This window comes from Nitrospirota bacterium (assembly GCA_016214845.1).
Lineage (GTDB): Bacteria > Nitrospirota > Thermodesulfovibrionia > UBA6902 > UBA6902 > SURF-23.
On record JACRMS010000004.1, the window covers coordinates 1 to 17,802 of the forward strand.

The 17,802-nt window shown below is 45.7% G+C and carries 10 protein-coding genes; 6 read left to right on the forward strand and 4 right to left on the reverse strand.

Annotation, left to right across the window (positions count from 1 at the left end; translation table 11 throughout):
- Positions 1–21 precede the first annotated feature (21 nt).
- From HZB61_00935 to HZB61_00960, 6 genes are all read left to right on the forward strand, one after another.
- Positions 22–333 (forward strand): hypothetical protein, encoded by a 312-nt coding sequence (locus HZB61_00935; protein MBI5055167.1) that lies wholly within the window; start codon positions 22–24, stop codon positions 331–333.
- 573 nt (positions 334–906) lie between these two features.
- Positions 907–6,015: a choice-of-anchor D domain-containing protein gene (locus HZB61_00940; GenBank protein ID MBI5055168.1), complete on the forward strand. Its 5,109-nt coding sequence runs from the start codon at positions 907–909 to the stop codon at positions 6,013–6,015.
- On the forward strand, positions 6,006–6,539 hold the full coding sequence (locus HZB61_00945) for a hypothetical protein (protein ID MBI5055169.1): 534 nt from the start codon (positions 6,006–6,008) through the stop codon (positions 6,537–6,539). Before HZB61_00940 ends, HZB61_00945 begins: the two co-directional genes overlap by 10 nt.
- A 62-nt stretch (positions 6,540–6,601) precedes the next feature.
- Positions 6,602–7,486, forward strand: a complete 885-nt coding sequence (locus HZB61_00950; GenBank protein MBI5055170.1) for a hypothetical protein — start codon at positions 6,602–6,604, stop codon at positions 7,484–7,486.
- A gap of 32 nt (positions 7,487–7,518) precedes the next feature.
- Entirely contained in the window at positions 7,519–10,950 is a 3,432-nt protein-coding gene (locus HZB61_00955; GenBank protein ID MBI5055171.1) for a PKD domain-containing protein, read from the forward strand.
- A 54-nt stretch (positions 10,951–11,004) separates the two neighbouring features.
- Positions 11,005–12,042 (forward strand): tail fiber domain-containing protein, encoded by a 1,038-nt coding sequence (locus tag HZB61_00960; GenBank protein MBI5055172.1) that lies wholly within the window; start codon positions 11,005–11,007, stop codon positions 12,040–12,042.
- Positions 12,043–12,057: 15 nt separating this feature from the next.
- Here the strand turns inward: HZB61_00960 and HZB61_00965 are convergent, their stop codons facing one another.
- From HZB61_00965 to HZB61_00980, 4 genes are all read right to left on the reverse strand, one after another.
- Positions 12,058–12,564, reverse strand: a complete 507-nt coding sequence (locus tag HZB61_00965; protein ID MBI5055173.1) for an NYN domain-containing protein — start codon at positions 12,562–12,564, stop codon at positions 12,058–12,060.
- A gap of 102 nt (positions 12,565–12,666) precedes the next feature.
- Positions 12,667–14,688, reverse strand: a complete 2,022-nt coding sequence (locus HZB61_00970) for a molybdopterin-dependent oxidoreductase (GenBank protein ID MBI5055174.1) — start codon at positions 14,686–14,688, stop codon at positions 12,667–12,669.
- A 97-nt stretch (positions 14,689–14,785) separates the two neighbouring features.
- The gene (locus HZB61_00975) at positions 14,786–15,373 is read right to left on the reverse strand and encodes a 4Fe-4S binding protein (protein ID MBI5055175.1); all 588 of its coding nucleotides are present in this window, start codon (positions 15,371–15,373) and stop codon (positions 14,786–14,788) included.
- A gap of 9 nt (positions 15,374–15,382) precedes the next feature.
- Complete coding sequence (locus HZB61_00980) at positions 15,383–17,725, reverse strand: CBS domain-containing protein (protein ID MBI5055176.1); 2,343 nt, start codon at positions 17,723–17,725, stop codon at positions 15,383–15,385.
- Positions 17,726–17,802 lie beyond the last annotated feature (77 nt).

Sequence of the window (17,802 nt, forward strand, 5' to 3'; positions counted from 1 at the left end):
GCGTCGTTGATGATTGCGTTGTTGACAGAGAGTAAGACTTATAATGCGGGCATCGGTGCGATTCAGTATGTATACGGTACAATGACCATCCCGAATTATTATGCATCCGGCAACTACGACTTGCAGCACTGGCTTTCCGTGAGCGCTAATTCAAGTGTAATTTCCCAAGCATTAAGCAGCGGCGGTATCCCTTCAACTGTTTATTATTGGGACACAAATATGGATCGTGTGTGGGTAAAGGCAACGATTAACGGAACGGAATACATGTTTGACCCGGCATTTAAGAAGTATGGTGATACAACCGGCATTGATGTGAAAAGCGCCATGCTTTAGCTCTGCTGACCGCAGCGGGAGGCGAAACAGGTACGGATTACATTCGCAACCTTAATGACAGCGCTCTCCGCAGCAAGCTTGTGGAATACTCAACAAACCTGACATCATTTCTCCGCACAAATTATCCGAATTCTGAAATGTCTGAGATACTCGGAGACAGAAAGATTGTTACTGAAATAACTGAACAGTATCCGGCAGGGTTATAACTATTGGGATGAGGTTCCCGATGCGTTTGTCCATAAAATTCATGTTCAGCATGGGGGGATAGACCGGATGTTTTCAATCCCGGAAATTGCCGGGAAGAAATTGGCGATAACGTATAAAATTGATCCCGGTAATTTGAATGTTTCTAATTCTATTACTCAGCCACCTTTATACACTAACAAATTCACGATCCCCCCAAGTACTGTTTTACCTGCACAAGAAAATCCTCCTGTATTTGTAACTTCTGCTAATTGTGTACCAATTGATGATTTAAGTTCACTGATAAATATGGGCGCAATAACTAATGAGTCTAATAGTTGCACGGAGTGGAAAAGGACGCTTTCTAATCCGTCGGGAAGTCTTGCTCTTATGCGAGTGGACTCAAGTCTGAGTATGGGGTCTGCATACTCATGTACAAATTGTGGTTCACACTTACTGAATATCGGGCAAAGTGTAGAGATAGTTGTAACATTCTCCGGGGCCGGACAATCAAGGGGGACAAAGACAGCGCAACTCCATATTGAACATTGTACTGAATGTATTCATACTGTCATTCAAGAGGACTATGCCTTTACAGGAATGATAATTGAATACCCCAACCTGATCGGCTCATACGGCGCAAGCATGCAAACATTTCTGAATGAGCCTGTTACAAGCTTTGCGCGGATAATAAACAATGGTTCACAGAACCTTACAATTACAGATATGTCACTGACCGGTAATGATCCAAGCTTATTTCAGTTCGGGTTAGAGAGCAACACGGTTCCCGGCGGTGGTTACGTGGATATCCCTTTGCAATACTTAGCTTCTGCACAGGGCGCACACAGTGCGCAAATTCATGTTACATACACATACGAAGGCATAAACTATCAATATGATCTGCCTCTGCAAGGGCAAACCAGACTCAGACCCGATGTTTCCGGCTCCAGTATTAATTTTGGGATACGTTATTACAACCAGAGCACTAATGCGGCAGCACAATTGGTAAACAACGGGGCTCTTGATCTGACGATCAACAGCATAACCTTGACCGGCGCAAATCCGGGACAGTTTCAGATAAGCTGGAATACAGGGACCCTTCCCTCAGGTCAAACCCGCAATATAGACGTAACTTATATGGCTAATGCTGTTGGCTCACACAGCGCGTCAATCGATGTCGCTTTTACATACGATGGGCTTTCGTATTCCATTCAACTGCCGTTGTCGGGAGAAACGATCCCCGTCCCTGCTGCTCAGCTTTGGCTTGATGATGTTTTAATTGACGAAGAGAGCCAGCCGGTTTCGTGGGTTGATAATAATACACTCAGGCCAGCTCTGACCTTAAACATTGATCATCCTTATGCCGCTCCATGTGTCCCGGGTGGACCTCCTGGATGTTATGCCGACCAGCCCTCAACGTATATCCTGAAGCGGGGCGCTTCCTACGCAATTATTTCTGATTTCGGTGGAAGCAAAGATGGCTTGCTGCTAAAGAAGCGCCAAAAAATCCTTAATGATTACCGGGCAATTGACGGACTACAGGACATGTCAAGGGAGGTTAGAACGGAAGCCCTTAACATCGTTGGGCAGACATGGATGCACCAGACTACGATGTCAGATAATTTGCTGAGTCAGTTGGCGAACGTGATCCATGTCAGACATCATCGTTTCGGTATCATGGCGCAGGAAAAAGGCTACTATGTGGATGTCAAGACGCAAATGTATTCCTACACTTCCCGGAACAATACAGCAGATGACGAATATAAGTGCTTTAAGTCCGGCGGTTTTCTTAACAGCGCTATGGAGCATGGGGTGCTTGAGCAGTTGCAGGGCATTGACAGACCGGCAGCTTCCACAATTAAACTTATCACCATAGCCAACACAAACGGAAGTAAAATATTTTTTGCTAACGGAAGTGATTTCCCGGCTATAAGACCCCAATTATCAGGATATAATGAAGAAGACCTGAATGATATTGCAGTTAGAGTCAAGCCGATTGCCGAGGGAGGGGACGGGGCCGTTTATATTCTTCCGGCAAACGGCCTGATTCCTCTTGGACAGTGGCAGGGCAAGGGATACGTGAAGTTTACTAGTTCGGAAATAGGTATGATTATCGGGGGGGATTATTATGGAGGATATGCAGGGTACGAAGGAGACTTGGAAGTTGATCCGGTTTACAATGAGTATTTCCCTGATCTTCTACCTCCTGCCGAAATTTCAAATCCTGTAAGCATGGAGCCTGTGGATATGGCGACGGGAGCGTATACGTTTGAGCATGAAGACCTCTCGCTTGGGGCCGCGGAGCCGATGGGGCTGCATTTCAGGCGTTATTACAATAGTGATAATAACACCCAGGAAAGCTCCCTCGGCTATGGATGGAGCCATAGCTACGACATATATTTGAACGTTCACAGCGATGTTAAATCAGGTCTTGCCATGCGCCAGCCGATAGACGCTGCTGCTTTATTAGTGTCTTCAATCGTTACGCTTGATCTTATGAGTATGAGCCAGGAGCAGCCGGGAATAAAAGAATGGATGACGGCAGTATTGACCAACAAATGGGCGATGGATCAGCTCTTCGAAAATTCCGTTTCGGTACATCTTCAAAACAAGGTCCTTAATTATATCAAGCTGCCGGACGGCATTTCTTACAACCCACCTCCGGGTGAGACAACGCAACTTGTAAAAGAAAACGGCCTATACCGTATCGAAGAACGCTTCGGCACCAAAATATATCTCGATTCAAATAACCGTATCAGCCAGTTAACCGATGTTGACGGAAACGCCATGACCTTCACATATGACAGTAGCGGATTAAAGACTGCGCGGGATGCCTTTGGACGAATGCTAACTTTGCAATATTCAGGGGACAAGATCACTTCGGTCTCGGATTCAGCCGGGAGAACGGTAAATTATTCCTATGGAGCGGACAATTTAACGGCTTATTCTGATCCCGAAGGGAATGGATGGGGCTATGGATATGAAGATTCAAACAACCCTCACAGGATGACCAAATTGACCAACCCAATGATAGTAAATACGGCAATAAATACATATGACAGTCTCGGCAGGGTAAAGACGCAGTCTGTACCACGGCAGGGAAGCAACAATACGAGGGTCAACTACAATTTCTATTTCTCACGCTTTAAAAACATGGAAGAAAATCCTGATGGAAACACCATTGGCTACTATTTCGATGATAAAGGAAGACAGATTGCCAGGGAAAACGAGCTGGGGCATAAAAGCACAACTGAATACGACGGACAAAATCACGTGATCAGGTATACGGATCCTAAATCGAAAGTCACACAATTTCTCTATGATGACAGCAGCCACAACTTAAAAAAGATCACCAATGCCCTCAATGAAGAGACTAAATATTCATACGATTCCCTGTTCAGGCTTAGAGATACAGTTGCCCCGTTGTTTAACGGTGCGCATATCGAATACGATGCAGAGCATCATCCTGTTTTAGCTAAATTCGGCGTAAGATATGATGCGACTCTTTCACCTGTAGACAGCGGCATTTTTCAGACCTCGGCTTCTTATTATGCAAACGGCCAGACTGAAACCACTTCTGACGGACGCGGTGCAGTCACAACTTTGACATACGATGACTATGGCAACCCCAATACGATAAGAGTCGGCAGTCATAGGTTTGTGAATTATACATATTACTACGAGATCGGGAAGATAGGGTACCTGACCGACCAGGTAGGCTCAATAACCAGTTTTGATTATGACAAAAGAGGGTTGCTTGAAAGCAAAACCGACCCTATGGGTAAAACTACATCTTTCACTTATTGGAGCACAGGAAATCCATTTAGCAGAACCGACCGCAACAATCATACAATTTATTATTCTTATTCACTAACAGATAAATTGGAATCGATAACTTATCCCGACTTTTCTACCGTTCGACTTACTTACAACCAGCATGATGATCTTTCAGGAGTGCAGGACAGTGTTGGCAATATTAGTTACATCTATGATGCGGCGCACCGTCTCATTTCTATGACCAATCCGTATAATTCTGCAGTGTCTTATGCATATGATGCAAACGGCAATCTCACGGAGCTTACGTATCCGGGGAATAAAAAGGTCGTTTATACTTATGATGCATTGAACAGGTTGAATAGCGTAATGTTGGACTGGGTAACTCCAAAACAGACGGCAAACTACTATTATGATGCGGCAGGGCGTCTGGATTATGCCGTGAACTTCAATGGAACGATAATGGATTATGATTATGATAATGCTAATCGTTTGACGACTCTTGTAAATAAAAAGTCAGATGCAGCAACACTGGCAAGCTACAGCTTCACCCTTGACGGCAATGGCAACAGGACGCAGATTGTTCAGGATGAACCACTGACACTCTCACCAGCCACAGACGCTTCGTATGCTTATAACGCGAAGAAGAATCGTCTGTTGACAGCAGGCGCTTTCAGTTTTGGATATGATGATGAAGGGCAATTACAAACCGGATACAGTTCCACATATTCATTTGATTACGAGCATCGACTCACCGGTATCGGTAGCAATATTCAGTTCTCTTATGACCTTGTCGGCAATCGCCTTCAGGCAGAAAGAAACGGGGTGACCACGCGCTACATCTACGATGCAGGAGGGAACCTGCTCGCCGAAGCAGACGGATCGAATAACATTACACGCTATTACATTCACGGTTTAGGCTTGTTGGCGATGGTTACGCCGGGGAATCAGACATACTGCTATCACTTCAATGCAGTAGGCAGCACGATAGCAATGACGGATTTATCCCAGTCGCTCGTGAACAAATATGCGTATGATGCATTCGGAACGGTCACGAGTTACGCAGAGAACATTCCGCAGCCGTTCAAGTTCGTAGGTCAATTCGGCGTCATGACCGAGCCGAATGGGTTCTATTACATGCGGGCGAGGTATTATGATCCGAATGTGGGAAGGTTCATAAGCGAAGACCCAATCGGCTTTGAGGGCGGAGATATCAATTTGTATGCGTACGTCGGAAACCAGCCAGTAAATTATAATGATCCGAATGGGCAATTCTGTCCATGGTGTGCAGTAGTAGGGGGTGTAACCGGAGCAATTGGCGGATATACTGCCGGAACTATTAGTGGCGATGGTAGTACAATAGCAGCATTAGGAGGGGGATTAGTTGGCGGCCTTGCTGGTGCAATTGTGGGACTCTCTGGCGTGGGAACTTTTGGTGGAGGTGCAATTGGCGAGGCTGCAGGTTCAATTGTTGGAGGTTTTATAGGCGGTGGTGTCGGGAGTATTGCTTCACGGCAAATTGATAATAAAGAATTCAGCTTAAGTGCAACAGGGGTCGGTGCGCTTGCAGGAGGATTGTCTGCAACAATCGCATCACCCGTTGTCTGGGGTGCTGCAGCTCTTGGTGCATCTGAATTTGCAACATCACTTGCTGGTGGAACAATGGGTATTATGGGTGATACTCTTATAGGTACTGGAGCAGCGATTCATAATAGTTGGAAATGATTAATAACCAGAGACAAAAAAATATTAATGTATACACTTTTGGTTTTAAGTCGAGGTTTGCTGAACTTATATGGAATCATCCCTGGTTTTCGTTGCTCTTTTTCTATATATTTACAGGATTCATATTTATTTGTGTGGAAAGTAAAATTGAGAAGGTAATATGGGCTTTGGAAGTAGTGCTACCATATTATGTTGGTTGTTTTGTTTTAAGTCGGTATTTTCTTAGAAATTCATGTTATAGAGTTGTTATTGACAATGATCAACAAATCATAAGATTTTATGTGATGTTTAACAAGGGAATTGTAACCGTTAAGATGAGTGATATTAAAATTGTTATAGGCAGAAATTTTAATTGTGTTGTCAATGGAAAAAAATTTGTGTTGATGAATAATCTCTTGCATGATGTAGTAGCTTTATTACCAGAATCTACAGAGATCAAGTTTGTTGGTTTTTGGGGACGGCTATGGGAAAAGGACTTGATTAAGAGGAATAGAAAACTCAGGCCGGGAAAAAGGCTGGGTTGATTTTCAATAACCAATTGGCTGTTTAGACGGCAAATCCTAATCTATTATTGAAGTGGCGTAGAATGAAAAGAATTGGAATATTTAAAAAGTTTTTATTGGTATTGTTGTCTTTAAGTTTAGTGGCGGTGATCATGGCGTGCGGAGGAGGAAGCAGCAGCGGTGGCGGGGGCAGCAACGCTGGGAACGATCTTAATAGTGTCAGCGGGAATAAGTTTGTAATATCTAAGGTCGAAGAATATACCTATGTTGATGGCGAGCTGTACTCATATGACATTGGACACTACACTTATGACGCCAACGGAAACAAAACGAAATATGAGGAAGACTGGGATAATAATGGAAGCGTGGACTGGGTGACATATTACACAAACGATGCGGACGGGAACGTGATTAAATGGGAAGGCGACCAATATAATGACGGACACATGGACTCGGTTTTTTCTTACGTCTACAATGCTGACGGGGAAATGATCAAGATCGAGCTTGACTATAATGGTGACGGGAAGCTTGAAGATATTGGACACTACACCTACGACGCTGACGGCAAGTTGATAAATGATAAGCATGATTATAACAATGACGGGTCGATTGACGGGATTTGCTATCACACTTATAACTCTGAAGGGAAAGAGGCGAAGCGGGAATTTGGAAACGGCAGTGGAGAGATAGGCGGCATTGGATATTTGATCTATGACTCTGCCGGAAATAATACGAAGTATAAGATTGACTGGGACAATGACGGGAAGATGGAATATGTTCACAATTATACTTATGATGCCAATGGGAACATGATTAAATGGGAAGTTGACGAATACGATGATGGGAAGACCGACCAACTCGAAAATTATGCCTATGACGCTGACGGAAACCGGGTTAAAGAGGAGGTTGACTGGAGTAATGACGGTAAGATCGACAGGATCACTTATTACACATGGCAAAAGATTTGAGGGTCTAAAAATTTTTTTGGGGGGGTAGAGAAATGCTTCTAAAGCTTACGCGCAAGACATTAATGATTTCTGTCAGCATCGCTTTCACCTTATTATCGGGTGCCATCTCTTTTGCCGAAACAATTAATTACGTCTACGACGATCTGAACCGGCTGACGCGGATAGAGTTAGAGGATGGGGCCAAGGTTAATTACTTCTATGATGAGGTTGGTAATAGACTGGAAGTAATGCGGGACAGCGACGGAGACGAAATGCCTGACAGATGGGAAGCTATCAACGGTCTAAACCTCAACGATCCTACCGATGCAGGGTATGATTACGACAATGACGGGTTTAGCAATCTGGAAGAGTATCGGCAAGGGACACATCCGGCGGAGAGCATACAGTGTGTGGATTGCCCGAGGAATTATTCGTCCAGTTATCCTGTTTCTACCCGCGCCATTGCGATAGACAATATGAACAGACCTCATATCGCATATGGCGGAGACCATCTCTATCATGCTTATTATGATGGAACAACATGGAGGTATCAGACGGTTGACAGTTCACCGGGAGTTGGCCAATATGCCTCCATCGCTATAGATTCAAATAACAGTGTGCATATCAGTTATCATGACGGGTATCGCCTCAAATATGCCACAAATGCCTCAGGCTCATGGAATATTTCCACAATAGACTCAACACCAGGTGTGGGACAATATACTTCCATCGCTGTAGATTCAAATAACAGGGTGCATATCAGTTACTATGACTATTCCAACAGCGACCTTAAATATGCGACGAATGAATCAGGCTCATGGGTTGCTTATAAGATAAATCCAACAGGTGATGTTGGATCATACAGCTCCATAGCTGTAGATTCAAACAACAGGGTGCATATTAGTTATTCTGAACAATTTGTTGTTAATCTTCATGTTGACTATGATCTCAAGTATGCGACGAATGCTTCAGGCTCATGGGTTGTTTCAACAATTGATACGGCAGGGAGTGTAGGACAATACTCTTCCATAGCAGTGGATTCCAACAATAAGGCGCATATCGGCTACTATGACTGGGACAATGGCGATCTTAAATATGCCACAAACTTATCTGGGACATGGACTATATCTGTAATAGATTCAACAGGGTATGTGGGACAGTATTCCTCCATTGCTACAGATTCCGATAACGAAGTTCATATCAGCTATTATGATTACACGAATAGTGATCTTAAATATGCGACAAATGAATCAGGCTCATGGGTTGTTTACACGATAAATTCAGCAGGGGATGTTGGTACATATAGCTCTATTACCATAGATTCAAACAAGAAGGCGCATATCGGTTACTATGATTCCACAAACGGGAATATCAAATACGCAACTAACACCTCCGGCTTTTGGGTGTTATCAGCGGTGGATTCGATAGGGGCAAGTGTAGGTTATTATTCCTCTATCGCAATAGATTTAAACAAGAAGGCGCATATCAGTTATTATGATTACACTAATAGTGATCTCAAATACGCTACCAATGCATCTGGGGCATGGGTTACATCTACAATAGATGCAACGGGATATGTGGGACAAACTCCCTCCATAGCCACAGATTCAAACAACAAGATTCATATTAGTTACTATGACGGGCCCTTTAACTATAACCTCAAGTATGCCACCAATGCCTCGGGCACATGGGTTATATCTGTAATAGATTCAGAGGGAGACGTGGGGGCATATTCTTCTATAACCATTGATTCTAACAATAAGGTTCATATCAGTTATTTAGACGCCACCAACTATGACCTTAAGTACGCCACCAATGCCTCAGGTTCATGGGTTATATCAACAATAGATTCAGCAGGGTATGTGGGAGCATATTCTTCCATAGGCATAGATTCAAACAACCGGTTGCATATCAGTTACTTTGATTCTACAAATGCCTACCTCAAATACGCCACTAACGCTTCAGGCTCATGGGTTATTTCAATGGTTGATTCTATTGATTATGTTGGAGACTATAGCTCGATAGCGGTTGATTCAAACAATAAGGCGCATATCAGTTATTATGACTGGAATAAGTGCGTTCTCAAATATGCTACAAATGCGTCAGGCTCATGGGTTGCTATGATAGCTGATGGTGATGGTGCTTGTATGGAAGATGTAGGCAGGCACAGTTCTATCGCCATAGACTCAAACAACAATATACATATCAGTTATTCGGGTGCTGGCCGCCTTAAATATGCTGTACGCACTTCAGGTTCGTGGGTAGTTTCCACTATAGATTCCTCAGGAGCGTATACCTCCATAGCTGTAGATTCAAACAACAGCGTGCATATAAGTTATTCAAGGTCCGTTAGAGATGGTTATTTTAGCAGCAATGGAGAATTGGCGTATTTCACAAACTTTGTCAACAACTCGCCCGCTGCAAATCCCGGAGGTCCATATTCTGGAGTTGAAGGTCAGGTAATAACTTTTAACGGCTCAGGCTCTATCGATATTGGCGGAAGCATAGTGCTTTATGAATGGGACATAAATAATGACGGAACGTATGATTATTATTCTTCATCCCCGGCTCAAAGCCACACCTATACACAACAAGGTGCATTTACTGTTAAACTGAGAGTCACTGACAATAACGGCACAACAAATGAGGCACAGACAAACGTTAACATTTCAGATACTTCTCCAGCAGCATCAATTACAGTGTTGCCGGGGTCAGGCATAGAGCCTCTTACTGTAAGTCTTACAGATGCATCCACTGCATATGATGGAACAGTATCCCGCTCTTGGAATTTCGGAGACGGAAGTCCGGGTAACTCTGAAGTCTCGGTACCTCATGTTTACGCACGGAATGGTGCATACACCGTCACTCTTTCAGTAACAGATGGTGACGGTTCAGCCACCGTAAAAACAGAACTTGTAACTGTCAACGATGCGTTACCGACAGCAAATTTTACAGCATCACCGACAAGTGGAATCGCTCCTTTGATAGTGAATTTTACCGATCAATCCACAGGCTATGATCAACCGTTCACCTACTTGTGGGATTTCGATAATAACGACACTATTGATTCAACCGATCAGAATCCTCAATACATGTATTCAACTACAGGCACTTACACGGTAAAGCTTACCGTCACGGATTCGGACGGGAGCACGAATACGCTGATACGGTCAAATTATATAACGGTAACCCCATCTTGTTTACAGCCCGCAAGAATAATGAGAGCCGCAACTGTTATCAGCTATTACACCACACTTCAGTCCGCCTACGACGCGGCAGTTGACGGAGATATCATTCAGAGCCAAGTGGTGCTATTTATAGAAAACCTTATTATCAATGACCCGGCTACTCCAGGCAAAGCGGTTACATTCGAGGGCGGATATGATTGCGGTTATACAAACAAGACTGGGAATACCGAGTTAAAAGGGCAAGTGACAAACAGTAAAGGGATTGTCAAACTTAAAAACTTTGTAATTAAAAAATAAATATCAGAAAACTGGATTCCCGCTTTCGCGGGAATGACAAATAAGGAGGGAGATATGAAGAAGAAAATAATAATTTTAATGGTAGGCGTTTTACTCATTGCAGCAAATCTCTTTGCGGGAGACGGAGATTTGATTGTGGAGGGGAATCTTGGAGTTGGCACGTTAAGCCCGGCCAATAATTTAGAAGTTGTTGGCACAACGAAATTAACAAACAATTCAGGGACTGATTTGATTTTTAACCCATCAGCGGGATTCTATAAACTCTCTGGCACCACCGCCAATAATTTCGGCATTAGGTTTTATGCGGATGGTAATGCAATAGCTTCTTTGAGTTCTCAGGGACCGAACACCTTTAATCAAGAAGTTTATTCCAATGTCAATTATCCGAGATTTTATGGATCGAGGTCAAGAGGAAGTAACACATCAAGGACTGCCGTTCAAGCTAATGATATTTTTTATTCAATTGAAGGCGGCGGCTGGTATGTGGATGCAGGGGCGCCTACCGCCAATATTGGAGGCAAGATACAATTCGCAGCTTCACAAGATTGGGCAAGAGACACCGGAGGGCCACACTTCGGGACAAGAATATCTTTTTTCACAACGGCAAATGATACAGAAACTAATATTGAAAGATTAAGAATAGACCACGACGGCAATGTCGGCATCGGGACGACAAGTCCAGCTTATAAGTTGGATGTAGCAGGTGATATCCATACAACAGGAACTTATTATCCTACTTCTGACGGAAGATTTAAAAAAGATATAGGCGAAATAGATAATCCACTTGGAAAAATTCTGATGGTAAAAGGAGTGTCTTATAACTGGAAGACATCCGAATACAAAGACAAAGGATTTGACAAGGGAAGGCATTACGGCGTGATAGCTCAGGAGGTTGAAAAAGTTTTTCCTGAGACAGTAAAAGAAGGATCTGACGGCTCTAAAGGCGTAGCCTATACAGAATTGATTCCTGTTCTTATTGAAGCAATAAAGGAACAGCAGAAGATTATTGAGAGTCAGGAGAAAGATATGGATGAACTTAAAGCTAAAGTCCAAAAATTGGAGGCTAAGGATTTCGTGGCAAGGGCTCGGTAAGAGCTTTTGCCACAGTTACAGCTTCTTGAGCGCCTCGGACTTTTTCTTTTCAGTTTTCGACTGTTTCTTCGGGTTGCCTTTTTGCCGGGCGGGGACCATGGCAGCTTCATCGTCAGCGTCAGGGGTCTCTTCTTCTTCACGTTTACTTGCGTCAAGGGCCGCCTGAAGCTTTTTTTCAAATTCGTCCGAGGTGAGGGCCACGAAATCCTTTTTCTCCGCAAAGTCGTAGATCTCCCTGTCCGAGCTTACGACAATCCACGGTGTTGCGGCAGCGGATATTAATAACCTGATAACCTGGTCCGCTTTTTCACCGAGCTTTGAATAGATGATGGTCACCTTGCCGATCTTCGTTCTCGTTTCAGTCAGCTTGCCGTCCTTCCACCCGTCAAAGACGACGGTGAGACTGTGGCCTTTTATTTGCGCGTAATCGTAGAGTTTCTGCACGAGGTCGTTGCGTGCCTTTTCAAGGTTCCAGTGGGCGGTGCCGATTAGGTTGTAGCCGTCTATCAGGATGTGGGACATTAGGTATTATACATCATGAAGAAATAAAGAGGGCAGCCGCGGGGGGTTAATACATTTAATACAATTGTAAGGGCGGGTTTAAAACCCGCCCCTACGTCAAATTTATACCGTTACTTTTTCTGCTACTTCTTTCAGCCATACAAGTCTTGATGAGTAGATCACTGACTTGTTTATAGAATCGTTCAACTCGGCAGGGTCCACGTCGAGGCCCTGTTTCTTCTCGAAGGGGTTGAACTTCGGTTTGTCCTTAACCTGAAACGCGCTCTTCATTTTTGCTGCTGATTCTTTTATCGGAGCTCCCATGACTTTTGAAAGTTCAATAAGAATGTTCTTGTGCTGTCTGGACTCGCCAACAGGCTCGATCACTTTGACGGCGTCTTTTACCTTGCCGAGATAATTGATCATCGTGCCTTCCGATTCAAGATATGCAGCGGCAGGCAGGACAACATCAGCCTGTTTCGCAAGCTCTGTCATATATGATGACTGGACTACCAGGAAATTAACATTGGGTCTCTTGGCAACCGGCACTTCGCCGACAGCGTAAAGAACGTCTACTCCGCCGCTGGTCATCTCTTTGTAAGTCTTGCCCTCGGTAGTGAGTCCCAAAGCAACCACGCCTCTGGCATTGGCCTCATACGGCACAGCGATGACTTTGATATCCATCAACAGGGAAATATTCCTTGAGGCGTTAAAGAGGGAAGGGGCGCAGAATATTACAGGAGACTTCGCTTCAGCCAATAAGTCCGAAGCTTTACCCGCATCCTCTGATACGGCCGCTCCTGAGACGGCGGTTTCAAGCGCCTTGTCCGTTTTTTTACCTTTCGCGATGAGCGCCTTTGCGACCTGCGCAAGCGATGAAGCCTCATCGGCTTTAATATTCACTGCCGCAACAGACGCGGCCCTTGTCTCTTCATGATTTATCACAATGAGTTTTGCTCCTCTTGCAACTCTTCTTCTTATCGCGGCGTCAAGCGCGGGCAGGACCCTTTCCCATTGTGAGGGGGCCAACCCGGCAAGCACGATCACGTCGGCAGAATCAATGTCTGCTGAATCGGAAAATTTCATCGAGTCCGTGTCCGCATAGAGGCTTACGGTTGTATCAATGTTCTTGGTCCTTACGGCGTTCGATGCGAATTGTGAAAGCACGAAGGCGTCCTGGTTTAGTATGCCGGCGGTGCTGATGATGCCGGTCTTGCCGCCTGCCGTCTTTAATTTTTCCGCAACCGCGGCCAGCGCGTCCTTCCATGAAGCCTCTTTCAATTCTCCGTTCACCCTGATCATCGGGGTCATGGCCCTTGCATCCGACGATAAGGCATCAAAACCGTACCTGCCTGTGGCGCAGATATATTTCTCCACGGAGCCTTCAGCCCCGCCTGAGTTTATTTTTGCAAGGCTGCCGTCTTTTGTGCTGACAACTATATCGCAGCCGTTGCCGCATGAAAGGCACACGGACTTTGTTTTTGTATAGTCCCACTCCCTGCCTTTTCTCCACCTGTCCGCTTCAAGCAACGCGTTGACGGGACACGCGTCCACGCAGCTTCCGCAGAACGTGCATCCTGACTCCTGGAGTGGTTTGTCCATGGCAGTGACGACTTTTGCGCCTACGCCTCTTCCCATGAAATCAAGGACGTTCGTGCCCTGCTCCTTGCAGACCCTCACGCATCTTGCGCAGAGGACGCAGTAATCCGGGTCTCTTTTTATAAACGGGTTCGCGGCATCTATCGGATAGCCGAATTTCTTTCTCGTGAAATTCGATTCCTTTATCCCATAATCATATGAATATTTCTGGAGTGTGCACACACCGGCCTTTGTGCAGGTCATACAGTCAAGGGGATGCATGGAGAGGACAAGGTCGAGTACAAACTTTCTCATCTCCTCGATCTGGGGCGTGGTCGTCTTTACGCTCATGCCTTCCTTGACCCTCGTGATACAGCCGACAACGGACGACTTCATGCCTTCTATCTCAACAAGGCACATCCTGCACGCGCCGATGCTTCTCATGCCTTTGAGATAGCAGAGGTTGGGGATATGAATCCCCGCTGATTCAGCGGCGTCAATGAGATTGGTCCCTTCAGGGACCTTGACGGCCTTTCCATCTATTTTTAAAGATACTGTCTTTGACATGTATGACCTCCCAATATATTTTTAGGGGTTAGGGATTGGGGGTTAGGGGTCGGTAAAAAAAACCAAACCCTGATCCCCAATCCCCAATCCCTGTTTTTTATACTCCTACCGGTTCCTTCACCTTTGCGTCAACGAGTATGATCGCGCCTGTCGGGCAGACCTTTATGCAGTCGCCGCATTTCTGGCATTTTTGCTGTCTTATCTCAAACGGGCGGTATCCGCTTTGAAAAGGTTTTTTCTTTTCGCCGTGGACCGCATTATAAATGCAGACGTCTTTGCACAATCCGCACATGTTGCATTTATCAGGGATTATCCTGTACTCGATAAATGCAACGCATGTTCTATCAGGGCATACGCCTTCAAGATGTTTTTTAAACACGTCCGTATCGATCCATTCCAGTATGAATTTCGCGGTGTCCTTGCCTTTCTTGCACATGGACGCTTCGAGCATATTTCCCGCGATCCTCCTGACAGCGGCCAGATCATCCTCATTGCCGATGCCGTCAGCGATATGCTGAAGCCTGACTTTCGCCTCATAAGAGCCGAGGGAGCACGGGAAGCATTTGCCGCACATGGGACCTGACAAGAATTCAGTTACATAGTAGAGCGCTTTTTCCACGGCGCAGCTTTTTTCATCCGCTGCTTTCTTGACGTCTTCGACCTTTAATTCTTTCTGTTCGTTCATTCTTTACCTCTAATACATATCTTCAGCCATATAGATTATTTCGGGCAGGACATATGAAACAAGGTCACGGTAGGTGATCATTCCAACGATCCTGTCTCCCTCAACAACCGGCAGATGTCTTACTTTTTTATTTGCGACAACCGATATGGCCGCGCTGACTTCAGTGGACGGAGTAAAGGTTATCACCTCGCGGGTCATGATGTTCTGTATTATCTCGTTTAAGAACGTCCCGCCCTTTGACAGGCCGCGGACTATGTCCCTCTCGGTGATCATTCCCTTTAATTTCTGGCTTTCGTCAACAACCATTACCGCGCTGATATTTCTGTCGTTCATAAGCTTTATCGCGTCCGCGACCCTGTGGTTGGGGGTCATGGCGAAAAGCTCATACGATGCCTTTGTTTTCATAATGTCGCCAAGCGTCATTTTTGCCCTCCTGTCTATTACCTCTATTTTGTCGGTAGAAACCTTGAATATTTCCTCAAGCGCAACATGTCTGGGCTTCTTTATCTTGACCGCCTTGATCGGACACGCTGTATAACAGGCCTTGCACTGGGTACAGGCTATGCGGTCAATCAGAAACCTGTTTTTCGTCTCGATGACGGCCCCAAAGGCGCACGCCTGTTTACACAAGCCGCATCTGAAGCATTCATTCTGGTCTATAACGAACGCGCCAAGCCCGCTGCAAGCGCCGGCGCGGCAGTACTTATCGTAAATGTGCTCCTCATATTCTTCCCTGAAATACTTGATCGTGCTGAGAACGGGGTTCGGTGCGCTCTGTCCGAGGCCGCAGAGAGAGGTCTTCTGAATATTCTTGCCCAGATCAACAAGTCTCTGTATATCGCCCGGCTCGCCTTTGCCCGATGTTATTCTCTGAAGTATCTGGAGCATCTGAGACGTTCCTATTCTGCACGGCGGACATTTGCCGCAGGACTCGGACTGCGTGAATGAGAGAAAGAATTTCGCCACGTCGACCATGCAGGTGTCTTCGTCCAGGACAACCATTCCGCCGGACCCCATCATGGAACCGACGGAGGACAGTGAGTCAAAATCAACGGGCAGGTCGAGATATGAAGCCGGTATACAGCCTCCTGAGGGGCCGCCTGTCTGGACCGCCTTGAACTTCTTGTCGCCAAGAATACCGCCTCCGATGTCAAAGATAATTTCTTTCAAAGTAATGCCCATCGGGACTTCAACGAGTCCGGTATTTTTAACTTTCCCGGTCAGGGCGAAAACTTTTGTGCCGGGAGATGTCTTTGTTCCAATCGAAAGAAAGTAGTCTGATCCCTGCTCAATGATAACGGGGACGCAGGCGTATGTTTCAATATTATTAAGATTGCTCGGATAACCCCACGCGCCGCCGCCAGGCTCGGAAAGCCTCGGGGGCCTCGGCCTGGGAAAACCCCTCTCACCTTCAATAGACGCGACAAGCGCAGTGGACTCGCCGCACACAAACGCGCCAGCGCCTTCTCTGATGTCCATGGTGAAACTGAAATCGGAGCCGAGTATGTTTTTGCCAAGCAGCCCCAGCTCTTCCGCCTGTTTTATGGCGATCCAGAGATTCTTGACCGCGAGGGGATACTCGTGTCTCACATAAATAATTCCGTACTGCGCTCCTATTGCGTACGCGCAGAGCGCCATTCCCTCAAGCAGGCTGTGCGGATCGCCTTCCATGATCGACCTGTCCATGAACGCGCCGGGGTCGCCTTCATCGCCGTTTGCGATAACAAATTTAATATGGCCCGGTGCGGATTTGGAATGCTTCCATTTTTTACCGGCAGGGAACCCCGCGCCGCCCCTTCCCCTGAGGTTTGCCCTGTCCACTTCAGCAAGGACCTCGTCAGGGCTCATTGTTGATAAGGCCTTCTCCAGTCCGGCATAACCGCCGACCGCGAGATAATGGTCAATATTGCACGGGTCAATATTCCCGTTATTTCTAAGCGCGATCCTTTTTTGTTTCTTGTAAAAGGGCACTTCTGTCATTTCCGGCACCGGCTCGCTGAGGAAACTGTCCCTGTAAAGCCCCTGCCTGTAAGGCATGTTGCCGAGAATGGAATAGCTCATGATCCAGGAAACGTTTTCAGGCTTGGTCCTCTGGTAAAAAATATCCATCGGCTCCACTTTTAACACGGGGCCTTTCTGGCAGATCCCCTGACAGCCGGTCTTTACAATCTCAAGGTCTATGCCTGAATTGGCAGCTTCCTTCTTGAATTCATCAATGACCTTGTGAGCGCCTGTAGCAGTGCAAGCGGTGCCGCAGCAAACCCTTGTCCTTAGCGTATTGGGTTTGAAGGTTTCCCGCGCAAGCTTCTGCCTCAGTTCCTTTAATTCGTTTGCGTTGTTCAGTTTTGCCATAGTTCCACCTTATTTTATTTAGGTAGTTAGTAGCAAGTAGTTAGGGGTGCTTTCTAATGACCTGCACATTACTAACT

Bases quoted from the DNA above. Each gene is read 5' to 3' on its own strand.
- HZB61_00960 (MBI5055172.1), top strand. From the start codon at position 11,005: ATGAAGAAGAAAATAATAATTTTAATGGTAGGCGTTTTACTCATTGCA.
- HZB61_00980 (MBI5055176.1), bottom strand. From the start codon at position 17,725: ATGGCAAAACTGAACAACGCAAACGAATTAAAGGAACTGAGGCAGAAG.
- HZB61_00965 (MBI5055173.1), bottom strand. From the start codon at position 12,564: ATGTCCCACATCCTGATAGACGGCTACAACCTAATCGGCACCGCCCAC.
- HZB61_00955 (MBI5055171.1), top strand. From the start codon at position 7,519: ATGCTTCTAAAGCTTACGCGCAAGACATTAATGATTTCTGTCAGCATC.
- HZB61_00940 (MBI5055168.1), top strand. From the start codon at position 907: ATGCGAGTGGACTCAAGTCTGAGTATGGGGTCTGCATACTCATGTACA.
- HZB61_00975 (MBI5055175.1), bottom strand. From the start codon at position 15,373: ATGAACGAACAGAAAGAATTAAAGGTCGAAGACGTCAAGAAAGCAGCG.
- HZB61_00950 (MBI5055170.1), top strand. From the start codon at position 6,602: ATGAAAAGAATTGGAATATTTAAAAAGTTTTTATTGGTATTGTTGTCT.
- HZB61_00970 (MBI5055174.1), bottom strand. From the start codon at position 14,688: ATGTCAAAGACAGTATCTTTAAAAATAGATGGAAAGGCCGTCAAGGTC.